General features: G+C 34.1%; 19 protein-coding genes and 1 tRNA gene. 10 read left to right on the top strand and 10 right to left on the bottom strand.

Going from position 1 to position 25,883, the window contains the following annotated elements; all coding sequences use genetic code 11:
- Nucleotides 1-40: 40 nt before the first annotated feature.
- Nucleotides 41-124: transfer RNA gene (locus ABJF08_RS13145), tRNA-Ser, on the bottom strand.
- Nucleotides 125-220: 96 nt separating this feature from the next.
- Complete coding sequence (locus ABJF08_RS13140; protein WP_348116710.1) at nt 221-2,254, bottom strand: HDIG domain-containing metalloprotein; 2,034 nt, start codon at nt 2,252-2,254, stop codon at nt 221-223.
- A gap of 139 nt (nt 2,255-2,393) precedes the next feature.
- Here ABJF08_RS13140 and ABJF08_RS13135 point away from each other — a divergent pair, with 139 nt between their 5' ends.
- Both ABJF08_RS13135 and ABJF08_RS13130 read left to right on the top strand, forming a co-directional pair.
- On the top strand, nt 2,394-3,566 hold the full coding sequence (locus tag ABJF08_RS13135) for an acetyl-CoA C-acyltransferase (RefSeq protein WP_348116708.1): 1,173 nt from the start codon (nt 2,394-2,396) through the stop codon (nt 3,564-3,566).
- Between the two features lie 11 nt (nt 3,567-3,577).
- Entirely contained in the window at nt 3,578-4,327 is a 750-nt protein-coding gene (locus ABJF08_RS13130) for a C40 family peptidase (RefSeq protein WP_348116707.1), read from the top strand.
- 73 nt (nt 4,328-4,400) lie between these two features.
- On the opposite strand, the gene ABJF08_RS13125 is transcribed toward ABJF08_RS13130, so the two are convergent.
- Nucleotides 4,401-5,585, bottom strand: coding sequence for a tetratricopeptide repeat protein (locus ABJF08_RS13125; RefSeq protein ID WP_348116706.1), 1,185 nt, complete (start codon nt 5,583-5,585; stop codon nt 4,401-4,403).
- A gap of 15 nt (nt 5,586-5,600) precedes the next feature.
- Entirely contained in the window at nt 5,601-8,126 is a 2,526-nt protein-coding gene (gene gyrA, locus ABJF08_RS13120) for a DNA gyrase subunit A (RefSeq protein WP_348116705.1), read from the bottom strand.
- 268 nt (nt 8,127-8,394) lie between these two features.
- Between gyrA and ABJF08_RS13115 the strand changes: the two genes are divergently transcribed.
- Together ABJF08_RS13115 and ABJF08_RS13110 are read left to right on the top strand one after the other, a co-directional pair.
- Nucleotides 8,395-10,962 carry an ATP-dependent Clp protease ATP-binding subunit gene (locus ABJF08_RS13115; protein ID WP_348116704.1) on the top strand — a complete coding sequence of 856 codons (2,568 nt, stop codon included), beginning with the start codon at nt 8,395-8,397 and terminating at the stop codon, nt 10,960-10,962.
- 276 nt (nt 10,963-11,238) lie between these two features.
- Nucleotides 11,239-11,610 (top strand): hypothetical protein, encoded by a 372-nt coding sequence (locus ABJF08_RS13110; RefSeq protein WP_348116703.1) that lies wholly within the window; start codon nt 11,239-11,241, stop codon nt 11,608-11,610.
- Between the two features lie 37 nt (nt 11,611-11,647).
- Here the strand turns inward: ABJF08_RS13110 and hutH are convergent, their stop codons facing one another.
- Both hutH and ABJF08_RS13100 read right to left on the bottom strand, forming a co-directional pair.
- The gene (gene hutH / locus ABJF08_RS13105; protein ID WP_348116702.1) at nt 11,648-13,150 is read right to left on the bottom strand and encodes a histidine ammonia-lyase; all 1,503 of its coding nucleotides are present in this window, start codon (nt 13,148-13,150) and stop codon (nt 11,648-11,650) included.
- A 57-nt stretch (nt 13,151-13,207) separates the two neighbouring features.
- On the bottom strand, nt 13,208-14,734 hold the full coding sequence (locus tag ABJF08_RS13100) for an NAD(P)H-hydrate dehydratase (RefSeq protein WP_348116701.1): 1,527 nt from the start codon (nt 14,732-14,734) through the stop codon (nt 13,208-13,210).
- 146 nt (nt 14,735-14,880) lie between these two features.
- On the opposite strand from ABJF08_RS13100, the gene gcvT reads away from it, so the two are divergent.
- Together gcvT and ABJF08_RS13090 are read left to right on the top strand one after the other, a co-directional pair.
- Nucleotides 14,881-15,963: a glycine cleavage system aminomethyltransferase GcvT gene (gcvT, locus tag ABJF08_RS13095; protein ID WP_348116700.1), complete on the top strand. Its 1,083-nt coding sequence runs from the start codon at nt 14,881-14,883 to the stop codon at nt 15,961-15,963.
- An 11-nt stretch (nt 15,964-15,974) separates the two neighbouring features.
- Nucleotides 15,975-16,790, top strand: coding sequence for a sugar nucleotide-binding protein (locus tag ABJF08_RS13090; protein ID WP_348116699.1), 816 nt, complete (start codon nt 15,975-15,977; stop codon nt 16,788-16,790).
- Between the two features lie 95 nt (nt 16,791-16,885).
- On the opposite strand, the gene ABJF08_RS13085 is transcribed toward ABJF08_RS13090, so the two are convergent.
- The 4 genes from ABJF08_RS13085 to ABJF08_RS13070 form a co-directional block, all read right to left on the bottom strand.
- Entirely contained in the window at nt 16,886-18,136 is a 1,251-nt protein-coding gene (locus tag ABJF08_RS13085; RefSeq protein WP_348116698.1) for a DUF3999 family protein, read from the bottom strand.
- Nucleotides 18,120-20,564 (bottom strand): DUF2339 domain-containing protein, encoded by a 2,445-nt coding sequence (locus ABJF08_RS13080; RefSeq protein WP_348116697.1) that lies wholly within the window; start codon nt 20,562-20,564, stop codon nt 18,120-18,122. The genes ABJF08_RS13085 and ABJF08_RS13080 overlap by 17 nt, the downstream gene beginning before the upstream one ends.
- Nucleotides 20,565-20,757: 193 nt before the next feature.
- A complete protein-coding gene (locus ABJF08_RS13075; RefSeq protein ID WP_348116696.1) occupies nt 20,758-21,597 on the bottom strand; it encodes a 1,4-dihydroxy-2-naphthoyl-CoA synthase in 840 nt (279 codons plus the stop codon).
- Between the two features lie 34 nt (nt 21,598-21,631).
- Nucleotides 21,632-21,898, bottom strand: a complete 267-nt coding sequence (locus ABJF08_RS13070) for a hypothetical protein (RefSeq protein WP_348116695.1) — start codon at nt 21,896-21,898, stop codon at nt 21,632-21,634.
- A gap of 272 nt (nt 21,899-22,170) precedes the next feature.
- On the opposite strand from ABJF08_RS13070, the gene ABJF08_RS13065 reads away from it, so the two are divergent.
- From ABJF08_RS13065 to ABJF08_RS13050, 4 genes are all read left to right on the top strand, one after another.
- Nucleotides 22,171-22,581, top strand: a complete 411-nt coding sequence (locus tag ABJF08_RS13065) for a DUF2452 domain-containing protein (protein ID WP_348116693.1) — start codon at nt 22,171-22,173, stop codon at nt 22,579-22,581.
- A gap of 158 nt (nt 22,582-22,739) precedes the next feature.
- Nucleotides 22,740-23,102: a BlaI/MecI/CopY family transcriptional regulator gene (locus ABJF08_RS13060; protein WP_348116692.1), complete on the top strand. Its 363-nt coding sequence runs from the start codon at nt 22,740-22,742 to the stop codon at nt 23,100-23,102.
- Nucleotides 23,099-24,367: a M56 family metallopeptidase gene (locus ABJF08_RS13055; RefSeq protein ID WP_348116691.1), complete on the top strand. Its 1,269-nt coding sequence runs from the start codon at nt 23,099-23,101 to the stop codon at nt 24,365-24,367. Before ABJF08_RS13060 ends, ABJF08_RS13055 begins: the two co-directional genes overlap by 4 nt.
- An 85-nt stretch (nt 24,368-24,452) precedes the next feature.
- Nucleotides 24,453-25,871, top strand: coding sequence for a M56 family metallopeptidase (locus ABJF08_RS13050; RefSeq protein WP_348116690.1), 1,419 nt, complete (start codon nt 24,453-24,455; stop codon nt 25,869-25,871).
- Nucleotides 25,872-25,883: the final 12 nt, after the last annotated feature.

Raw genomic sequence — 25,883 nt, 5'->3', positions numbered from 1 at the left:
TGTTAATATCTTAATTCAAATATTAAAGAGGTTAATTTTGCGGAGAGACAGGGACTCGAACCCTGGCGACGGTTGCCCGTCGACAGATTAGCAATCTGCTCCATTACCACTCTGGCACCTCTCCTAATATGTTAATGAACTTGCTTCCTTTCCGTAAGCGGTTGCAAATTTAAGTCTACTTTCTGTTTCTCACAAATAAAATCAACTTTTTTTTTGAAATTTATTCTGGATATTCGATTCTGACGTGATAAATACTTGCTAACTTCTTTTTAATCACAGCTTTAATCAATTCTATCTGCTTAAAAGTAATATTTGCATTTAAGAACTGTCCGCTATCCACTTGCCCCTCGATGATCTTATCTACCAAGTTATCTATTTTAATCGAAGTAGGATTCTTCAAACTTTTTGAAGCTGCTTCTACACTATCTGAAATCATAAGTATAGCAGTTTCTTGACTAAAAGGTCTTGGACCTGGATATCTAAAACTATCTTTATCTACGTCAGGATTATCTTCTTTTGCTTTAGAATAGAAATAATACACCAGACTATCACCATGGTGTGTTCTTATGAAGTCAATTATTCTATCTGGCAAATTATATTTACGAGCGATTTCTATACCGTTTATGGTATGATCTATAATTATTCTAGCACTATCTTCTGGATCTAAATCATTGTGTGGATTAATACCGCTTCCTTGATTTTCGGTAAAGTAGGTTGGATTCTTCATTTTACCTATATCGTGATAAAGCGCCCCTACCCTAACTAGCATTGCATTTGCTCCTATTTCGTTTGCAATAGTTTCGGCAATATTTGCCACATTTAACGAATGGTGAAAAGTTCCTGGAGCTTTATTAGATAGTTCTTTAAGAAGTCGTGAATTAGTATCACTAAGCTCTAACAAAGAAACATCACTTACCAATCCAAATATTTTCTCAAATATGTAAATAAGAGGCCAAACGAATAACATAGCTAAACCACACAAAACAAAGTAACCTAGACGTCCCCATTCCCATCCTATTATACCTCCTTGGTTTATTGCGTAAAAAGCGAAATAAGATATAAAATACACCCCTATTATCTGTGCAACGGTTAGAAACAGATTTGCTCTTTTATATATTTCCTTACCTGAAAGAATAGTTACTATTCCAGACATCATTTGTAAAAAAAGATACTCATCACTATTAGGAACTATAAAGCTTAATATAAAAATGGTAACCACATGAGTAAACAAACCTAGTCTAGCATCAAAAAAAGCTTTAAGCACTAAAGGAAGAATACACACTGGCACAACATATATGTACTCTACATTAATATTTACTACTGTCGCTGTTAGCGTTACAATTAAACCTACATTGAAAAATATAAAAAATAATTTTCTAAAATTAGAAAATATATCTTTACGATATCTCCACAGGAATAATAATAACATAGCGTATGCCATTCCCACTAAGATGATATAACCGGTAAGTTTCCAATTATACTGTGAGTCTGTCCAAGTCTGCGATTTATAGGTATGATTTAAAGAATTTAGTATTAATAGTTTTTGCCCTTCTACTATTTCGCCTTGAGCGATAATACGAGCTCCTTTTGACACTAAACCCCTAGTAGTTAAAATCTTACTTAATTCTTCCTTGACAGCCAGGTCAGTTAATTCTTTATCAAAAACGATGTTAGACTCTATAGAACTAAGTAAACTAGATAATAAAACTGTTTTATTTAAATTTGAATTATTAGTTAGTAGATTTTTTTTACTTATCAAATCGCTTAGCTCGTTTGGCAGATAAATTTCACCATAACTAGAAGACAATACCTCATTATTTGCAGTTAAGACAACAGGCTGATTATCATCTAGATCTAATGGCACTTCAAGATAACCTACTTTGTACAACTTGTTTAAAATAGATTTCACATCATTGACAACAATCTTAAACTCATCGTTATTTAAAGAATCGGTACTTGCATTATATTTCGTTAGCCAATTTTTGTAAACCTTATCTTTAGTATTATTGTCTACCTTAAAATAACGTGGTGTCTTAGCAGAAACTTCTTGTTGTTCTGACAATAAAGCTTGCTCTCCTTTTTCTATAGGAAAAGAAAATGGAGCGTATAAAGTTTCATAATCCCAAGGCTCACCCTGGTTATAATCATATTTAAAACGATTATTATTAGGAAATACATAAACAGTCAATGCAGTACAAAAACATAGTAAAATGATTTTATAGACAAGACTTTGATAATTGTACAATCTATTCATTACGTGATGCAAAGAAGACAAATTAACGACTATAGTTTTAATAAACCATTAATATAGTCACAGAAATGAGTGTTTGGTAGACCAGTTAGACCTAAATTACTTATTAAATTCGTTATTTTTGCAGTATAAAAATCAAGACATGAAAAAAGTAGTTATAGTATCTTATGCAAGAACTCCTATAGGAAGTTTTATGGGTAAATTATCATCAGTTCCAGCCACAAAATTAGGATCTGTAGCTATTAAAGGTGCGCTAGATAAAATTTCTTTGGAGCCTAATCTTGTAGACGAGGTATTAATGGGTAACGTAGTGCAAGCAGGTACTGGACAAGCTCCAGCTAGACAGGCAGCATTAGGGGCAGGAATATCTATAGACACGCCGGCATCTACTATTAATAAGGTTTGTGCAAGTGGTATGAAGACTATTATGATGGCTGCTCAATCTATCGCCTTAGGAGATAACGATATCGTTATTGCCGGAGGAATGGAAAACATGAGCATGATACCACATTATGTACATATGAGAAATGGTCAAAAATTTGGACCAACTACTCTAGTAGACGGTATGCAAAAAGACGGATTAGTTGACGCATATAGTCAAGAAGCTATGGGAACTTGTGCAGACTTATGCGCAACAGACCACAGTTTTACTCGTGAAGACCAAGATAAATTTGCCGTACAATCTTATGAACGCTCTAAATCTGCATGGGAATCTGGTAAATTTAACGACGAAGTTGTACCAGTAGCTGTACCACAAAGAAGAGGAGATGATGTAATAGTTGACACAGATGAAGAATTCTTAAATGTAAGAATGGATAAAATTCCTGCACTGAGACCTGCATTTTCTAAAGACGGTACCGTTACAGCAGCTAACGCTTCTACCATCAATGATGGTGCCGCCGCATTAGTCTTGATGAGTGAAGAAAAAGCAAATGAACTAGGATTAACTGCACTAGCAACTATAATAGGATATGCTGACGCAGCACAAGAGCCTAAATACTTTACAACAGCTCCTGCGAAAGCGCTTCCTAAAGCTCTTAACAAAGCAGGCGTGGCTATAAGTGATGTAGATTACTTTGAATTTAATGAAGCATTTGCTGTAGTAGGCTTAGCTAACATGAAAATATTAGGTCTTAATGACAGTAATGTAAATGTATACGGTGGTGCCGTTTCATTAGGTCACCCTCTAGGTTGTAGCGGTGCTAGAATAGTTACGACACTCATGAGCGTCTTAAGACAAGAAAAAGGAAAGATAGGTGCTGCAGCGATCTGTAATGGTGGCGGTGGCGCAAGTGCAATCGTGATACAATCGTAAGTTAAGAATCTATGAGATACGGTGTATGTCCGATTTCTATTGCTCCTCTAAGGTTAGAAACTAGTGATGCCAGCGAGATGGTATCACAAGTTCTCTATGGGGAATTATTTAAGGTATTAGAAAAAAGAAAGAAATGGTCTAAAATCAGACTAGCTCATGATAATTATGAAGGCTGGATTGATAACAAACAGTTCAAAGAAATTGAATTTGAACAATATCAACACTTTGTAAAACACTCAAAATTCTATTCTAAGGATTTAATATCTCATTTAACACATGAAGACAAAACATTGAGCACACTAACCATCGGTGCTCAAGTAAGTTCTACATCGTTATTAAAAGACACTTTTCAAAACGACATAAACACAGTTATACTAGGTAGTTCTAACCTTATTAGCAATGCCTTATTATTTCTCAACACACCATACTTATGGGGAGGAAGGACACCTCTAGGCATAGACTGTAGTGGTTTTACACAATTAATTTATAGACTAAGTGGTTTTGATCTATTAAGAGATGCAAGCCAGCAAGCTACACAAGGTGAAGTGTTGAGCTTTATAGAAGAAGCTGAACCAGGTGACCTTGCATTTTTTGACAATAACGAAGGGAAAATCACACATGTGGGAATAATAATGAGTGATAATTATATAATACACGCTCATGGTAAGGTAAGAATAGATCGCTTAGATCAGAGTGGAATTTTTAATGTCGAAGAAAATATTCATACTCACAAGTTGAGAGTTATTAAGAAAATTCTTTAAGCAAAAAAAAAAAGCTCTTGATTTTATCAAGAGCTTTTTTTCTATTCCGCTTTCGCGAAAGCGATATAAATACTTACATCTTAGATTTAATTTGTGCAGATTTATCTGTCATCCCTAAAAAGTCATATAGACTAACCAAAGTTGCCATGACACCTTTATCCTCTGGCTTTACATTGTGTGCCTTTTCTAAATAAGAAACTGCCTGAGTATAATACTCCTTTTGCTCTGCAGCAGTTGTCGTCTCTAAATTACCTGTTTCTAGATAAGCATTAGATAAGTTTACTAAAGCATAATAGTTTTTAGACTCTAACTTAAGGCTAGATTTAAAGTAACGTATTGCACTTTCATAATTCTTTTTCTCTATTGCTGCAGCTCCTAGATTATCAAAAACCTTAGGATCAGTTACATCAGAGTCCATGTTTTCTATAGCTTCCTTGTACTCTTCCATCATTCCTAAAGTTAATAATACATCTGGTTTAACCAGTTTAAGAGACTGATCATTAGGATTAGCCTTAAGAGCAGTATCAAAAATCTCTTTTGCCTTTACCTTATCCTCCTTATTCACATGTAACCATACCGTCTTAAGAACAATATCACCTAAATTAGAATTGCTTTTTTCTAAAGCAGGATTTGTATGAGTTTTTGCTTTTACAGAATAATCTCTCACTTTTTCATTAGAAAATTGCTCAACTACACCATTTAAATTAGTCGCTACATAAGTAGTTTTTACTCCAGTATAACCCTTTTCTAAAAGTGCTGAATATCTTTCTAAAGCCACATCAAACTTAGAACTACTATAAGCAAGATTACCTGCATTATAAAGCATATCTAAATTTTCTGGATTACTTTCATACAGTTCATCTACCAGTTTCAACGCCATATCTGCATCTCCACTAGCTACTTTATCATTTGCTATCTGAAGTTTACGATTAAGAATCAAATTTTCTAACATCGGCTCGAACTTCAAGTTTGAATAACCCAATTCTTTAGACTTTGCGATAGCAGACTCTGCTTTACGTAAATTATCAAGACTTACTGACTGTACACCTGTAAGGTCCATATAATTTGCAGCTTTGAAAAATTCATAAGCACCTGCATAGTCTGCTTCTACAGAATTTTCATCTATAGAATTAAATAATTCTTGCGCTTTATTAAATTCTCCTTTTTCTACTGCTTTAGTTATTTTCTTAATCTCCTTTTTCTGAGCAACAGCCATAGAGGCTATTGCTAGAAAAGTTATTGTTAATTTAAATTTCATAATAATATTTTGAATTTATTCTTCGCTATCATCTACTTCAAGATCTGTTCCATTTTCTTGAGCAGCAATTACGCTCTCATCAGACTCAATATCTTCTTCATCTTCATCTTTCACCACCTTTGCAACAGCTGCAATAGAATCATTTCCTTTAAGATTAATAAGACGGACACCTTGTGTCGCACGTCCCATCACTCTCAAATCTGCGACGTTCATACGTATAGCTACTCCTGATTTATTGATAATCATAAGACCATCTTTATCATTCACATTTTTAAGCGCTACTAGACCACCAGTTTTTTCAGTAACTGATATCGTTTTAACACCTTTACCACCACGATTAGTCTCACGATAATCATCTAGGCTAGAACGTTTTCCATATCCTTTTTCCGAAACAACAAGAATATTAGAGTCCATGTCGTTTACAGCAACCATTCCTATTACCTCATCGTCATCATCAGATAATCTAATACCTCTTACACCACTGGCATTTCTACCCATAGGTCTAGTTTTAGATTCGTCAAAACGTATCGCCTTACCACTCTTTAAACCTAACATTACATGACTGTCTCCAGTAGTTAGTTTTGCTTCTAAAAGTGTATCTCCATCTCTAACGGTAATGGCATTAATACCGTTTGATCTTGGTCTAGAATATTGTTCTAAAGATGTTTTCTTAACCACACCTTTCTTAGTACACATTATCACAAAATGACTATTAATGTATTCTTTATCTTTAATATCCTGAGTACAAATTACCGCTTTAACATTGTCATCTTGTTCAATATTAATAAGGTTTTGAATAGCACGACCCTTAGACGTTTTACTACCTTCAGGAATTTCATAAACTCGCATCCAGAAACACTTACCTTTTTCTGTAAAGAACAGCATGTACTGGTGGTTAGTACCTACAAAAAGGTCCACTAAGAAATCTTCATCCCTAGTAGTACTCGCTTTCTGACCTACTCCACCACGGTTTTGTGTTTTATATTCTGTAAGACTTGTTCTTTTAATATAACCAGCATGAGAAATAGTAATAACTACCTGCTCATCTGGAATCATATCTTCTATACTTAGATCACCACCAGCATATTCAATTTTTGAACGACGCTCATCACCAAATTTTTCCTGAACCTCAATAAGTTCATCTTTGATAATTTGCATACGACGTTCTTTCTTTGCAAGAATATCTTTTAAGTCAGCAATGGTTTCCATTAACTCACTATACTCGTTACGCAATTTATCCTGCTCTAGACCTGTTAACTGTCTAAGACGCATTTCAACAATTGCACGTGCCTGAATTTCAGAAAGCTCAAATCTCTCAATTAACTTACCACGAGCTTCTTCACCATTTTTACTTGATCTTATTAATGCAATAACCTCATCGATGTTATCACTAGCAATAATTAATCCTTCTAAAATATGTGCTCTTTCTTCAGCCTTGCGCAGTTCATATTCTGTTCTACGAGTTACTACTTCATGTCTATGCTCCACAAAGTAATGAATCATCTCTTTTACATTAAGTAATTGTGGACGACCATTAACTAAAGCAATATTATTAACACTGAAACTAGACTGTAATGCAGTATGCTTATAAAGTTTATTAATAACGATATTAGGTATCGCATCACGTTTTAACACATAAACGATACGCATTCCTTTTCTATCAGACTCATCTCTAATAGAGGCAATACCTTCCAGTTTTTTATCATTAATAAGGTCAGCAGTTTTCTTAATCATATCTGCTTTGTTCACCTGGTATGGTAACTCATCAACGATTATACATTCACGACCTTTTACTTCTTCTATTCTTACACGACCACGTATTTTAATACGTCCACGACCGGTATGAAATGCATCTTTAACACCATCATAACCATAAATGATACCGCCGGTAGGGAAATCTGGGGCTTTTATGTGTGTTATCAATTCTTCTATTTCTATATCGTTATTCTCGATATAAGCAATCGTACCATCTACTACTTCCGTTAAGTTGTGTGGAGGCATGTTAGTTGCCATACCTACGGCTATACCACTAGCTCCATTAACAAGAAGATTAGGGATTTTTGTAGGCAGTACTGTAGGCTCTGATAGAGTATCATCAAAATTCAGTTGAGTGTCAACTGTTTCTTTATCGATATCGGCAAGCATCTCTTCAGATATCTTGCGCATTTTTGCTTCAGTATAACGCATTGCAGCTGGTGGATCACCATCTACACTACCGAAGTTACCCTGACCATCTACCATCATATAACGCAATGACCATTCTTGAGCCATACGCACCATAGTATCGTAAACAGATGTATCACCGTGTGGGTGATACTTACCTAGTACTTCACCTACTATTCTTGCACTTTTTTTGTAACCTCTATTAGACAGTACACCTAGTTCATACATACCGTAAAGAACCCTTCTGTGTACTGGTTTTAGTCCATCTCGCACATCTGGCAGTGCACGTGACACTATGACTGACATCGAGTAATCGATGTATGCTGACTTCATTTCATCCTCGATATTAATCGGGATTAACTTTTCTCCATCTGCCATGTAAATCAGATTATATTAAATTAGTTATTTTAACAACTAGCAATTTAAGGAAATCGCTAGTAATAATAAGGTGTTGATACCGTTTTAGCTCTGTTTTTATTAACACTTTTAAACCTTCTCTGTGAATAAGTTTTAATAGTATATATATTAAGGTAAAGTACTGTAAATGTTACGCTTTCGCGAAAGCGAACAAAGTATTAACCCTTTTTTATATTACGGAATGCTTTTTGAAAGGATAAATTCAATACTTTTAAACGAAAGAAGCAATATGGACGATAATTTTTCACCAAGAGTTAAGGACGTGATCGCCTATAGCAAAGAAGAGGCATTGCGATTAGGTCACGATTTTATAGGTACAGAACATTTAATGTTAGGGTTACTGCGAGATGGAGATGGAAAAGCGATTGAGATTTTAAATAATCTATCGGTAGATCTAGATAACCTACGTCGTAAAGTTGAGATATTAAGTCCAGCAAACCCTAATATAGTAGCCGCCGTAAATGAGAAAAAGAACTTACATCTCACTAGACAGGCAGAGCGCGCTTTAAAAACTACATTTTTAGAAGCAAAACTTTTTCAAAGTACATCTATTAATACCGCTCATTTATTATTATGTATTTTACGTAATGAGAATGATCCAACTACAAAACTTTTAAATAAGCTAAGTGTAGACTATGATAATGTGAAGGATGAATTTAAAATGATTCTATCACAAGAAGATGGTTATATAGAAGATGTGAGTGCACAATCATTTAGCGATGACGATGCAGGAGAAGAAATGCACGATGGTGGTAAGGAAAATTTATTCTCACCTTCAGGAGGAGATAAGAAAACGAATAAGAAATCAAAAACTCCGGTTTTAGATAATTTTGGTCGTGATCTTACTAGAATGGCCGAAGATGATAAGTTAGACCCTGTAGTAGGTCGTACAGAAGAAATACAGCGTGTTTCACAAATTTTGAGTCGTCGTAAGAAAAACAACCCTCTATTAATAGGTGAACCTGGTGTAGGTAAAAGTGCCATAGCCGAAGGTCTTGCCCTGCGTATAGTGCAAAAAAAGGTGTCTCGTATTCTCTATGATAAACGTGTCATCACTCTAGACCTTGCTAGCCTAGTTGCTGGTACTAAGTATAGAGGGCAGTTTGAAGAGCGTATGAAGGCCGTTATGAATGAATTAGAAAAGAATGATGATATCATTCTTTTCATTGACGAGATTCACACCATAGTAGGTGCTGGTGGTGCAGCTGGTTCTCTAGATGCATCTAACATGTTTAAACCTGCTCTTGCACGTGGTGAATTACAATGTATAGGTGCCACTACTCTTGATGAATACAGAAATAGTATTGAAAAAGATGGTGCATTAGAAAGACGTTTCCAAAAGGTAATGGTAGAACCTACATCTGTAGAAGAAACTATTACTATACTTAATAATATTAAGGCAAAATATGAAGATCATCATAATGTGATATACACTCCAGAGGCTATCGAGGCTTGTGTGAAGTTGACTAATCGCTATATGACAGATCGTTTTCTACCTGACAAAGCTATTGATGCTCTTGATGAGGCTGGATCTCGTATTCACATTACTAACATAGAAGTTCCTGAACAGATAGTTGAAATAGAAAAGCAACTAGAAGATGTTAAGAAAGAAAAGAATAACGTTGTTAAAAAGCAGAAATATGAACAAGCTGCAAAATTAAGAGACGATGAGAAGAAGTTAGAACAACAGCTAGAAGATGCACAAAATGCATGGGAGGAGGCTTCTAAACTTCATAAAGACACAGTAACGGAAGAAAACGTTGCTGAAGTAGTGAGCATGATGACTGGAATTCCTGTTAATCGTGTCGCGACTAAAGAGTTAAAGAAATTAAGCAACCTTAATAGTACTATTGCAGATCTAGTAATAGGTCAAGATAAAGCGGTTAAACAAGTTGTAAAAGCTATACAACGTAATAGAGCTGGATTAAAAGATCCTAATAAACCAATAGGTTCTTTTATATTCTTAGGACAGACTGGTGTCGGTAAAACACAACTAGCAAAGGTTCTAGCAAATCAATTATTTGATTCTGAAAATTCACTTATACGTATAGATATGAGTGAATACATGGAGAAATTTGCTATCTCTAGACTTGTGGGAGCGCCTCCAGGATATGTAGGTTATGAAGAAGGTGGACAACTTACTGAAAAAGTAAGACGTAAACCTTATGCAGTAATACTTCTAGATGAGATAGAAAAAGCACACCCTGATGTATTTAATATGTTACTACAAGTTCTTGATGATGGATTCTTAACTGACAGTTTAGGAAGAAAAATTGATTTTAGAAATACTATTATCATTATGACTTCTAACGTAGGTGCTAGAAAACTAAAAGACTTTGGTGCTTCTGGTGTAGGATTTGGTACTGCAGCACGCAAAATGGCTGAAGATGATAATGCTCGTGGAGTTATACAAGCGGCACTAAAGAAAACATTTGCACCAGAATTCTTAAACAGGATAGATGATGTAATTGTATTCAATTCTTTAGAAAAAGATGATATTCATAAAATTATAGATATTGAGCTAGCTAAGTTATTTACTAGAATCAAAGGTCTTGGGTACAATCTTTCTCTAAGTGACGAGGCAAAAGACTACATCGTAGAAAAAGGCTTTGATAAAGAGTACGGTGCACGACCACTTAAAAGAGCTATTCAAAAGCACATAGAAGATGCTCTTGCCGAAGAAATAGTAAACAGCCAGCTTAGTGAAGGTGATTCTATTTTCATGAATTTTGATAAAGAAGAAGATAAGCTAGTGATAAAAATTGAAAAAGCATCTGAAGAGCAGTCTGCAGAGTAATTTTTAAAATAAATTCTTTAAAACGAGTCTTAAGATGTATTTCTTAAGACTCGTTTTTTTTACGACCTGCTGTTTTACGTTATTTTTTTTATGAAATATGAAGAATTTATAAGCAAAACCTTAATGAAAACGACGTAAAAAAAGACATAATTAAATTCGTTTTACGTCTTAAAACTATCAATTTAGTAGTTGATCGAATAATCTTTGGTTATGTTTTTTATTATGCGTGCATAGTAAAAAGCGCTTATATTTGCACCTCGATTTAAGAATTGAATTATGAATATTTTAGAATTAGGGTTCGGAAAATTTGAATTACATAAAGATATAATTATAGGTATAATTAACGAAGGTATACATTTTAATATGGCCATTAACTCTATACTTAACGATGAGATTATTGCTCATTATGGTACCGAGCAAAAACTAGGATATATAAGTATGCGCGAGAATAGTTACAGCATAGATCCCATGGTGCATTTATATAATACAAAGCACCAGAATTTAAGAAGTATAAGTATAGTCGAGAGCAATTCTCAAATTATAAGTTCTGTAGATTTAGAGAGTAAGTTCTTTAAACCTGGCAAACTCCAATCTTTTTTCAATAAAGAACACGCCATCAACTGGACGAACTATCAATTACTCAATTAAAAAAAAGAGGTGAACTATAAAACGTTCACCTCTTTTTTTAATTTAATATTTCTAGATCTAGAGCTGTAGAATCCATTAACTCTCTAGCTAGCTGAATATCTCCATACATGACTCTATCTGTATCGTAAAAAGGTACCGAACTACGCAATAGCATAACTATCGATTCTAGAAAGTCAGATGTTTTCTTGCCTTGAAATTCTAATGCTTGCGTACCGCTTATAAGTTCTATGGCAAGTACCGTTTTAATATTATCAATAATCTTATAAGCTTTAGTTGCAGCATTCGCTCCCATACTCACGTGATCTTCTTGCCCGTTAGAGCTAACGATACTATCTGTAGAAGCAGGATTTGCAAGATGTCTATTCTGACTTACTATACTTGCTGCGGTATATTGAATAATCATTAAACCACTATTTAAACCAGCATTATTACATAAGAATGGTGGTAAACCTCTCGTACCGCTCATTAATTGAAATATCCTACGCTCACTAATGCTAGCTATTTCACTCATCGCTATAGAAAGAAAATCTAGAGCTAGTGCAAGTGGCTGTCCATGAAAGTTACCTCCAGAAATAATCGTATCAGATTCTGGAAATACATTAGGATTATCGGTAACCGAGTTACATTCTGTCACTATCGTTTTAATAACATGATCTAGTGTATCCTTGGTAGCACCATGAACTTGTGGTGTACATCTAAAACTATAAGGATCTTGTACATTCTCTTTTTTGCCAGACGCTATCTCACTATCGTCTAATAATTCTCGGATAATAGATGCACTCTTAAGCTGTCCTTTGTGTGGTCTTATCAAATGAATTCGCTCGTCAAAGGGAGACATATTACAAGAAAAACCATCTAATGATATAGCGGTAGTCACATGTGACCAATACCATAGTTTTTGCGATTCTAAACTTAAATAAACTCCATAGGCTAGCATGAATTGCGTACCATTAATAAGAGCAAGACCTTCTTTAGACTGTAATTGAAGAGCATCCCATCCCAAAAGCTCATTGATCTCAGCACCAGTATATCGCTTTCCTTTGTAATCTACTTCTCCTAATCCTATTAATGGTAAAGCAAGGTGTGCTAGTGGTGCAAGATCTCCAGATGCTCCCAAAGAACCTTGTTGATAAACAACTGGATATACTCCTGTATTGTAAAAATCAATTAATCGCTGTATTACGGCTAGACTTATACCACTGTGACCATAGCTCAAACTTTGAACTTTAAGAAATAGCATTAATCTCACTATCTTTTCTGGAACCTCTTCTCCTGCTCCACATGCATGTGACATAATTAGATTGTGCTGCAACTGCGTTAGTTGATCATTCTCTATTTGGGTATTACACAAAGAACCAAATCCCGTATTGATACCATAGGTCGGTGTACTATTTGTACTACCAAAATTTTTATCTAAATAATCTCTACACTCCTTTACGGCTTGTGCTGCGTTATCTGATAAATTTAAAGTAGTAACATTATTTACTATATGCTGTAAATCTTTTAAACTTAAACGTTTTGAAGAAATTTCGTGTGTCATGATGGGCTGTTTAGACTGCGGCAATATTAAACAAAAAGTTTAACTCTGTGGTTGTGGTTATTGCTCTTGCTGCGGATTTCTAAAAAGCTGTAATATCGCTGGTCCAACAAAGTTAGATATTATAGAAGCTTTAAGACCTTCATGCGCATAAGTTTGAGATGCTAGATCACCACTCGCTCCATGTATATAAACAGAAAATGCGGCAGCGGTAAGTGGGTCATATCCTTGTGCAAGAAATGAAGCTATAATACCGCTCAACACATCGCCACTACCTGCTGTTGCCATTCCAGGATTTCCTGTACTGTTAACATACTGACCAGAACCTGCCACAGTAATCGTATGCGCCCCTTTTAAAACAAGAATCACATTGTTCTTCTTAGAAAATTCTTGTGCTTTTTCTAACCTTGTATAACTATTATCCCACTCGCCTATCAACTGTTTAAGCTCACCATCGTGAGGTGTTAAAATAGAATCTTTAGGTATATCTTTTAATAATTCTGGATGCTTTGCTAGAATTTGAATACCGTCAGCATCTATAACTATAGGAGTAGATTGTTCTTTTACCGCTTTCGCGAAAGCGGAACACGTATCCTTCTCCACACCTATTCCAGGACCTATGCACAAAACTGCATTCTTAATAGGATTATTAAAATCTGTTATGTAATCCTCGCCTTCACTTTCTACAGTCATCACCTCTGGCAAAGAAGATTGCATTATAAAATTACCATCTTCTGGAATATAAGCGGTTACTTTACCTGCTCCTGCATTTATAGCTGCTCCAGCGCAAAGTACAGCGGCTCCCATCTTACCTTTACTACCAGTAAATGTTAGAACGTGACCATAATCTCCTTTATAAGAAAATTTCTCGCGAGGTTGATACATATTTTGAGCAGCCTCCCTAGTAATTAATTGAGCTAGCGGTGCTGCAGCCATCAAATACTCAGGATCCAGACCTATATTAATTACCTCAAAAGTACCGGTATACTGACCAGTTTCAGGAAGGAAAAAAGAAAGTTTAGGCGTTTGAAAAGTAAAGGTATGGTCTGTCTTTAATATAGCATCATCAGTTTTATGTGCTGTATTTGCATACAGACCGCTAGGCATATCTATAGCCACTTTAAATGCACTGACACTATTTAGATAGACTATTAAATCGGCCATCCAGCCATCTACAGGTCTATTAATACCTGTACCAAAGATGGCATCTATAATAAAGTCCTGAGGTGTGATTTCTGGAAAATCTTCTTTACAGCTCAATAATACTGGCCACTCGTTAGTCACATCTTTAATACGGTCATAGTTCACTAAAAAGTCTGGTGATCTTTTCTTACTACAGTTAGTGATATAAACCTTTACATGATAACCATGTTGTATCATATGTCTAGCTATTGCAAGACCATCACCACCGTTATTTCCTATACCACAAAAGATCTTTACAGGCACTGGTGCACCGTTTAATCGTTGATGGAGTCTCTCAAAAACGAGTGTTGCCACACGCTCCATTAAATCATTACTAGATATTTGTTGTTTATTAATTGTGGACAGATCAGCTTCTGCCAGTTGTTGTGCGCTTAGAATTTTCAAAGTGTCAATTTTATGAACCTGCAAGTTAATGAAATCGCTTGTAAAGCTATTTATTAGAATTGTGAATTAGTTAGCATTTTCAGAATCTAAAAAGGTGTGCTATTTAAAGGAGAAATCTCTACATTTGAACTCGTAAAACTTAGAATATGAAAAATACCGCGCTTACCGCTATACATGAATCATTAGGAGCAAAAATGGTTCCTTTTGCTGGATATAATATGCCTGTTCAATATGAAGGTGTTAATATAGAACACCAGACTGTTAGAGATAACGTAGGTGTTTTTGACGTTTCTCACATGGGAGAATTTTTAATTTCTGGACCAGAGGCTTTAAATCTAGTTCAAAAAGTATCTTCTAATGACGCGTCTAAACTTACAGTAGGTAGAGCTCAATATAGTTATCTGCCTAACGCTACTGGTGGTATAGTAGATGACATGATCGTTTATAAAATTAAAGAAGAGCAATATTTACTAGTTGTAAATGCTTCTAACATTGATAAAGACTGGGATCATATTACCTCTCATAATTCTATGAATGCAGACATGAAAAATCTCTCTGAAGATTATTCTCTTCTTGCTATTCAAGGTCCTAAAGCTGTAGAAGCTATGCAATCACTTACTTCAGTAGATTTAAGTGCTATTAAGTTTTATCACTTTGAAGTATCTGACTTTGCAGGTATAGAAAACGTAATCATTAGTGCAACTGGTTATACAGGTTCTGGTGGTTTTGAGATATATTGTAAAAATACAGAGGTAGAACAAATCTGGAATAAAGTATTTGAAGCTGGAGCAGATTTTGGTATTAAGCCTATAGGACTTGCTGCACGTGATACCTTAAGATTAGAAATGGGTTACTGTCTTTATGGTAACGATATAGATGACACTACTTCTCCATATGAAGCTGGACTAGGATGGGTTACAAAATTCACCAAAGAATTTGTAAATCATGAGCAGTTACTAGAGCACAAAGAAAAAGGTGTTGATAGAAAGTTAATCGCCTTTGAAATGGACGAGCGTGCAATACCTCGTGGTGGTTATGAAATTAAAGATAGCAGCCAGCAAGATCTAGGTATAGTTACCAGTGGTACTATGTCTCCATCTATGGGAATAGGAATAGGAATGGGTTATGTACCACCTATTTTTGCAACTCCAGGTAATAAAATACACATACAAATTAGAAAAAAGTTAGTGCCTGCTACTGTGGTAAAACTACCTTTTTATAAAAAGTAAATCTTACATTTTTGAATAGAATCTTAATACTAGGCGGAAGCGGCTTTATAGGGAATGCCCTTTATAAAGAGCTTGCGCCTTTTTTTGATGTACATGCTACCTATAGAACAGATAGTAAGACCTTTGAAAAAAATAAACATTTTCATCAGTTTGATTATGAATTAGAAAGTCTAGACGTACTACTAGATAATTTAAAACCTAAATTTATAGTAACCGCCGTAAGAGGTAATGTGAATAGTCTTTTAAGAATGCATTTTGAGATATCTGACTACATAGATAATCATGATTGCAAGGTGATTTTTCTGTCTAGTGCAAACGTTTTTGATCGTTTTACTAATTACCCTAGTTATGAGTATGATAAAACACTATCAGAAAGTATTTATGGTCGTTTTAAAATAAGAATCGAAAATGAATTACTTAGAAAACCTGTTTCTAAATACGTGATTTGTAGAATACCTATGATTTATGGTACTGGCTCTCCACGTCTTAATGAGATCAAAGATCAACTTAAGAAGAATGAAGCTATCGAGGTATTTTCTAATGTGGTTATAAACGCTACACATATTAAAAAACTAGTACAGCAACTCCATTACATTATCAACAGACGTCGCCGCGGTATTTTTCACCTAGGTAGTCGCAATCTTATCCACCATATAGATTTAGTAAGTGATATTTGTGAGCGACTGGGAACGCCCAATCCTTTATTAAAGCAGGTATTTGATTCTAATGAAGATAGACATCTAGCCGTTTTACCTAAGGATAACTTACTTCCTAAACATCTTCAACTTACCATAGAAGATGTGGTAGAAAGTAGTGTTGCTCTCTAAAACACCGTAAAGAAGATTAATTTTAGTTCCGCTTTCGCGAAAGCGTAATTAAAATAAACTCTACTCTACTCTACTCTACTCTACTCTACTCTACTCTACTCTTCTATCTTACTATTAGTATTACTTAACATCTTAAAAGTAAAACCAGCTAATAAAGCAATCACAATACCCATAACTACCCAAAGCCACCATTCGTTTTCAAATAAAGGTGATACTTCAGTAGGTTTGATTTTATCAATAGCCACTTCTTTACCTAATCCTAAACTGGTTAACTGAGCAGGAATGGTGTTTTTAAATTTCTGTATATCATAATTAGGGCGGTAAGCGGCCTCATTTCCATAGGCAAGTAAATAATCTGCTGGCTGGTTGAATCTAGCTATTAATTCATGTTTATAACCTTCTACTGTAACTGATGTAATGTCTAATGTTTGATTATCGCCATTTAAAACAGATATTCTAAATTTTTGAGCAATCGTTTTATCAATCTTAAATTCATTAGTATCTAATGAATTAAGAGTCGCTGTGCGTATGTTGCGGTAGTTATATTTCCAGCCCTTTTCTGTGTTAATACTGTCAGATAGGTATGATATATTGATCGTTCTGAAGTAATCATAATTGGCATCTACATGAACTTTAATACGACTTACAGGAACTTTATTTTCTAACTCAAATTCAAATACACTCGACTTTGAACTTTTATCTTCCTTAAGTTTCATAGTTTTAACGCGATGCTTTACTACCTCACCTTCTATGAGCTTATCCATAGATATTAAAGCAGATTCTAACACAGGCTGTTGTTCACTTCTTACTAGCACACGGAAATATTGATAACTAGATTCTGGTAAAACTAAATCTGTAAATGTATACACAGAGGTTGTGTTGTGAATGTCTAGTATTCTATAATCTTCTAGAATCGTAAACCATTGTTTTAAATGCTGGCTACCTTCTAGATCTACCTTCCAGTCAAAATTTGTATCCTTAAAGGTCAACTCTATATTATTAATACTAGTCGGTGCGTCTAACTTAAAGGTAAAATAATAACCTTTTTTAGTTTTTGAGGTATTGATAATCTCAAAAGGGTGCTTTTGAGAAATAGTCTTTTCCTTATTAACCTTTAAAATATAAGGAACCTCAATGGTATCTAGCGCTGCAGATATTCCATAAATTCTCATATCATTTAAAGATGGAGACACTTTACTAAATATACCATCAGGTACAGTAATGGTATGCCAGTCCTCTTTTACCGGATCTAGGGATCTTTTAAAATCGTACTCTTTTAATTGAGCAAATGATATCACACTTATGAAAAGCGTTAACACAGTACAAAGTTTAATCTTCCTTTTCATTGTAATTGATTTGGTTCTTGTATTTATTATAAAGGAATGAGATTATTAAAAGCAAAACTCCTAGAGATACAAATACGATAGTTTTTGAAATGGTGTTTAGATGAGCAATGTCATAGAAGAATAGTTTTATTAAGGTAATACCAAATAATCCCATGCCACCTATTCTTAAATAAGGTTTGTTCTTTAAAATTCCAAAACCTATTAATAAGAAAGAATAGACGCCCCATAATATACTCAGCCCTAATTTATAAGCATCTGTTGCGCCTGCTATATCTAGCCAGTGTATTAGCTCACTACTTATTACCCATACTATACTTATGTGTAGGATAAGATCATAGACGATTTTAAAGCCTTTGGCTATTCCTGGTTTTTTCACAAATCGATACAAAGTGAGCATTGCAAAAGCTACAAATACAAACGATATATAACGTATAAGAAGATAGAACACACCTCTATTATAATATTCTGAGGTGGATAAATAGACTTCCCTTAAATCACTAATTTCATAAAGTCCTTGTACTAAGAAGATGAATACGGTTAATACCGTGAATATTAATCCAGCCTTTTCAAGAATGTTATTTTTAATTTTCTTGTAATTAAAATAAGATAATAGACCTATAAATAAGAGTGTATAATTAATTATCCATATAGATTTGAAATCCTTGATACTAGAATCATAGACATCATTTGCATAAGGACTAGATCCTTCAGGTAGTTGAACTCGAGAAGTATCATACCATTGATCAAAGTAAAATTCTATCTCTAATCTAAACGCACAATACAGAGTGAAAATTAAAACAGAAGGTATGGAATACATAGCCATTTTATAAAAAATACCATCCTTAGAAAGCGCCGATACAAAAGTCTCTTTTCTTTGAAGATAAACGATAAATCCTAGTGCCGCTACAAATAGCATAGAACTCATAAAACTTATATTAAACAAAGGAATAATATCACTATAAGTTTCTATATCATAAACATTATAGTCGTTATCCCAGTCTTGGAATAGACTTAAAGTCGCAAGCAACATTATAGGATAAGATAGCTTTTCATATATCTCAATTTTCTTTGAGGTCCCTAACCAGAAAAGCAACACTGCTTGTGCCGTCCATAATAAAGTTACCCAGTTACCATCCAATTGCACTGGTATAGCTATAGATATAAAAGCAAGTACTAGTGCTGTTGCTAGGTAAAATAGTTTTCTATCGCTTTTCTTCTGCTTATAAATGACTGTCGCCACCACAAAATGAATTATCGCATTGCATAATGTAAATAGACCTAAATAATGTTCTCCAGTTTCATTATCACCTAAAATAACAAACCCTAAACCGTAAAAAACAAACGAATTTAAGAGCAGCAATACGATGTCTGAAACGGCAAATACTTCTTTCTTAACCAATTTATAGGAGAGAAAAGTAAGATAAAATATGATAAAGAAAACAAGTAAAAACCCTAACGCAAGAGTAAAGTGTTCTTGATCTTGGTAATCCAATACTATCCAAGAGATAAAAATTAACCAAGTGAAAGCAAACGAAGAATAATATAAGGGTTTCCAGTATTTTTTAAACGCTAGAATGAGTACACCTATATTAATAATCGCTATATAACTAAACAGTATTTCTACCTGACCAGAACCATTACTTAGTAAAAATGGAACTGCATAAGCGCCCACCAGTCCTAGATGCGCGATAATCTGTTTATTATAATTAAGCGAGGCGACTATGGTAAACCCTGTAAACATCACCATGAGAATAAAGGCGACCGTTTGCGGTATCAATTCATAAAAACTGTAGGCAAAGAATGTAATAAAGTAAAGTATTACTATCGCTCCACTTACTAGCACAGCACTATAAGATTCATATTTCTGTTTCAGTTTCATACCAAAACCAAACAAACCTATTGCAGACAAATACCCTAAAATAATTCTAGTAAGCGGACTTATTAAATCATTTTCTATAGAATACTTTGCTCCTATCCCTACACCTATAACCGTTATAAGAATACCTATTTTATTTAATAAATTCTCTCCTATAAACTTTTCAAGATTAGATTTTTGAAGCGGCGATTTCTTTTTAGGTTGCTGTATGGGTTTTTGATAACTTACAGTCTTTTTACTAGGTACTGCATCCCAATTATCATTTGAGATAGGCTGACTATTTTGTTGTGGTTGCTGCTGCTGCTGCTGCTGCTGCTGCTGATCAGAGAACTCCCAATCTGCCGCAGCGTTATTAATTATTGCATCTGTTTCTGGAATATCAGGTTTTTCTACCTCTAATTTTTCTTGCTCATTACTAGCCTGTACAGAAGACTGTAATTGATTGAGTTGTGTTTTTAAATCAAATATCTCGTACTTAAAAGCCTCTTGCTTTTTAGAAAGAATAGCTAATTTTTCAATCAGCTGATTAATAACATCTTGTTGATCTTCCATAAGAGTGTGGTTAGACTAGATATACTTGTAACTTATATCTTGTGCTAATGTAAGTAAAAAGAGAAGGAACTTAGTACAATCTATGTAGTTACAGTTAAAATCTAGGATACAAGAAGCTCTCTTTTTACCATAAAATAAAAAAGTGCCAATTCTTAAAATTGACACTTTGTAATTTCTATCTTTTCTAAAAATATTATGGAATATAACGATCTGTTCCCCATTCTGGAGCACGTTTTTCTAAAAACGCTTCTCTACCTTCTCTAGCCTCGTCTGTCATATAGATAAGACGTGTCATTTCTCCTGCAAACACCTGTTGTCCTACCATACCGTCATCAGTCGCATTCATAGCAAATTTTGCCATTTTAATAGCAATAGGAGATTTTTTAAGAATTTCTTGTCCCCAATCATACGCCGTCTGGTCCAGTTCTTCATGAGGTACGACAGCATTTACCATTCCCATATCCATGGCTTCTTGCGCACTGTAAGTACGACCTAAAAAGAAAATCTCACGTGCTTTTTTCTGGCCTACCATCTTTGCTAGGTATGCACTACCATAACCAGCATCTACACTAGCTACGTCAGTATCTGTTTGTTTAAAAACACCATGTTCTTTACTAGCTATAGTCATGTCACATACTACATGTAAACTGTGTCCACCACCTACAGCCCAGCCAGGCACAGCACAAATAACCACTTTAGGCATAAAACGTATCATGCGTTGCACTTCTAGAATATTTAATCTACCAGTACCAGAGTCATCTTTATAGCCATCATGTCCACGAGCATTTTGATCACCACCACTACAAAAGGCCCAGCCTCCATCTTTCTTAGAAGGTCCTTCACCAGTAAGAATAACCACACCTATAGAAAGATCTTCTTGTGCGTCATAAAAAGCCTTAATAAGCTCACTCACTGTTTTAGGTCTAAAAGCGTTGCGCACCTCAGGCCTATTAAAAGCAATACGGGCTATACCGTCAGCTTTCTTATAAGTAATATCTTCAAATTCTATTGCGGTTTTCCAGTTAATGGACATAAGATTCAGTTTTTATACAAATATAAGGTCTATCCTATTTATACCACACACGTAACACTTGAATCATATATACATGACCACCGTGCATGTTCAGTCTATTTTGTTTTTTATCATTGTTAACATGTGGGTGTTTAGGCACCACAACCGTTTCTATATTTATAATCTCGTTATTATAATTTTTTCTCGTCCATTCATTTAACCGCGCCATAACTTGGCTTTGATTTTCGTAAACTCTTCCTGTCCAAAATTTCTTTTCTAAAACTTGCGGCTCAAAATCTATAAAGTGTATTTCGTTTGTCATATCATATATGTATAGGTAAAATGCTATTTGTTACGCTTTCGCGAAAGCGAGATTCATCAAGTCATCCTTACCATTCATAGAATGAGAAAGTACAATCATCTAATCACCGTGTGTAAGAACCTTATCTGTCAGTAATTTAGCGCAGGAGTTCATCAGTTGTAGGGGATTGATGAGTTAACATAATCGAGGCAGATGCATCTGTCTCGATTTTTTGTTTAAGAAATTCATGTTAATGTTCTACAAAACAGAATTTCAAGTCGTAAATTTGTCACATGAGCGAGGATAAAAAACCAGATTACATAGTATATGATGAAGAGACAGGCACCTATAACGCTGCACTTCTTCCCTATTCTAGCGGTGTTGCCGCTCCTAAAATTACCACACCAGATATTACTTCATGGAAACAGACTAACATTAATAAAGTCAACCATGAGATCAAATCCCAATTTGACCAACTTAAAGAGCAGTACGATGCTATGGTTAAAAAATTTGAGGATAATCAACTGGTCTATGGAGCAAAATTCTCTTTTGAACCTATAGTAGGCGAAATCTATCATTTATATAGAGGTCGCAAAGATGGACAGCCATTCCTATCTGTTATAGATCCATCAGAATGTTCTTGGGATTTTGTGGGAACCTACCGCCTAACCTCAGAAAAACTGTGGGAAGAAACAAGCGCTTAATTTCTATTACCACCTTTCCTTACATTTTATCGAAGTACAAAAAACTGTATTAATCACCTGAATTACAAATTCTTATTATATTTTTCCACCTTATTCAACTAAAAGATTAGTTTAAACTAAATAGTTAGTTTATATTTGAACTAAGAACTTAGTTAAACATGAAAACACTTACCACTGCCGAAGAAGAAATAATGCAACACCTATGGATGCTTAAAGAAGCAAACGTAGCGAGCATTATAGAAAAAATAGAATCGCCCAAACCTGCTTACAATACCGTTTCTACGATTATCAGAATTTTAGAGAACAAAGGTTTTGTGGACTATCGCAAAGAAGGTCGTGGGCACATCTATTTTCCTAAAGTAAATAAAGAGGCCTACACTGCTGCCACTGCCGGTAAGCTAGCTAGTAATTACTTTAAAGGTTCTTTTAAAAATATGGTGTCCTTTTTTATGGAACAAGAAGATCTAAGTGTACAAGACCTAGAAGAGATATTAAATGATATTAATAAGAAGGAATCATGATGGACTACTTATTAACCGTTTTCATTTTACACGTCTGTGCCTTTGCGATATATGAATTGCTTCTTAAAAACACCACTTTTTTAAATGGCAATCGTTCCTATTTATTGATCGTTCCAGTTACATTATGGTTCATCCCTTTTATAAATATTGATTCTTTGAATCAAGAACCAGTTGCAGAAGAAATTCTATTTCAAAAACCTATGGTACAAGAAGAGCTTGCCATAAGTCCTGTAAATTACCAAGCTATTGAAATTCCTACTGAATTAAAAACTAAAGAAGAAACTTCAATTACTTTTTCTTGGTGGTGGGTTTACCTCTTAGGAGTAGGAATATCACTGACTTATTTTATAAAATCATTTTACAATTTAAAAAAGGTTAAAAATAAAGGAACTTTAAAAGAACTTAACGGTGTTAGTTACTATCAAATCAATGATAGTAAAATAGCACTGTCATTTATAGGTTCTATTTTAATAGGTGATCAGATTAAAAAAGAACATCTACCAGCTATACTCAATCATGAGCATATTCATATTATTGAAAAGCATCATCTGGATTTGATATTCTTTCAATTATTGAACATAATAATATGGTTTAACCCTTTTAATTACTTTTTCTTAAAGAGACTAAAATTAGTCCACGAACTTCTAGCAGACCGTGTGGTTGCCCAGTCGTATGGAATAAAAAACTATGCACATTTATTATTAAAAGAAACTTTTGACACAAATGAAATACAGTTAGTCAATATGTTTTTCAGCTTTAAAACTATTAAAATTAGAATATCTATGTTACACAAAGAATCTACACCTAAAATTGCCAAAATACGATATGTAGCTCTATTAATCGTACTACTTTCTACTGTTGTTTATACCTCATGCACTACTGCAAAAGAGAAAGAATTGAGTCTTGAAGAACAAATAAGTAACCTTCAAGAAACACTTAAAAAAACTGATTCTATAAGTTTTAAAGATATGGAAGCTTTGGAAAAATTAACTATCAGTGGATATTCATTTGAAGAAGGTTCAGAATATGCTCAAATATATAAAGGAGAACCTTACGATCATGAAGCATATATAAATTCCCCAGAAGGAATTGCTTTTCAATTAGAATTAGATAGTATCGCATCTAATAGAAAAATGGATAATGCTATTTTAAAAAGTTTAAAGGCAAAAGATATAACTAGTAAGGAGTATCTAGAATTTATAAAATGGCTAAACGATAGTATCGATACATCAAATATGAAAATATCTGTAGATCCTAAAAACTAACTATCCATTAACTACAGAAAATTGATTTGCTCCATAATTAAGAGTATAATCTCGCTTTCGCGAAAGCGAAATTTAAAATAAAATCATGATACAACATATCTTACACAGCTCCATACTTGCCGTATTATTCTATGGTGTTTACCATTTTTTTCTAAGAAAAGAAACATTTTTTCAATGGAATAGAGCTTATTTACTAGCTATTCCTTTGCTTAGTTTAACGATTCCGTTTTTGAGTGCGCCTTTTTCTATAGTCATGACTCCAGTGATAATCGATGAGGTTGCACCGCTCGCATCGGTAGAAATAGGTAATGTATCTATGATAAATGAACAACCGATCGCTGTAAAAACTTCAAAACCTATTGATTATACTATGATAGCCGTGATTATATATAGTCTAGGTGCATTAATCAACCTTCTCTTTTTTCTATATAATGTGTCTAGTATAAAAGAGATCATTAGAAAAGGAAAAACTCATTTTAACGATGGAATATGGATTACTAAAACGTCTGGTAAACTTACTGCTTTTTCATTTTTTAAAAATATAGTGATAGATGAAGATCTAGACTCTAAAAAGGTAGATGACATACTAACTCATGAAATTATCCATGTAAAACAATTCCATTCTTGGGACTTGATGGCTTATGAGGTGTATAAAATCATTTTTTGGTTCCATCCTATTTGTTATGTCGCACAAAAAGAATTAAAACAAGTCCATGAATACATCGTGGATCATGTACTAACTAAAAATCAAGAAACAGAAATCTATCAAGAGTCTTTATTGAGCACCTTTTTTGACACAGAACAATTTTTACTTGCTAGCTCTTATTTCAATAAATCAATTTTAAAAAACCGAATCCTTATGTTACAGAAAAATAAAAGTACCGTAAAAGCTTTATTTAAACTAGCGTACTTACTTTCTATCGTTTTAGGTAGTTTGATTTTTACAGCTTGTACTCAAGATGTGGAAGAGTTAAGTAATTTAGGCACATCTGAGAAGGTTTTAAGTGATTCAAGACTAGAATTTTTGCCAAGACTCTCTACTTTTGAATACGGAAAAAAAGATTTTTATAAAGGATTAAATGATGATGATATTGCTTTTTATCATTCCTATTATGATAATCTTTTAAACAATAATTATTTAAAAACTTCCTCTAAAGAAGATATTTTTAAATTGATGTACTCACCAGAAGGAAAAAAACATCTTGAAATCACTTCTATAATTAATGCTAATTCTAAGACATTAATTGTAGATGACGTGAACACAAATTTTCATATTCTAACAATTCATGAATCACCAGAAGGTGAACCATCATTTTCTGGTGGTCCTCCAGCATGGGATTCTAATGCCACTGATGATCTTGTTGATATTTATTTGAAAGGAATAAACAAAAATCGTGTATCTGACTTAACAGAAACAGAATATAGAGGCTTGGTTAAATTAATTGAAAGAAAAGTAACTTCTATTGAAACTTCTTCCCATTATGAAAATCATCTTCCTTTTTAATTTATTCCGCTT

Source organism: Nonlabens sp., assembly GCF_039941875.1.
Lineage (GTDB): Bacteria > Bacteroidota > Bacteroidia > Flavobacteriales > Flavobacteriaceae > Nonlabens.
The sequence above is the reverse complement of the archived record's forward strand: the minus strand, read 5'-3'. Positions and strand labels throughout refer to the sequence as shown.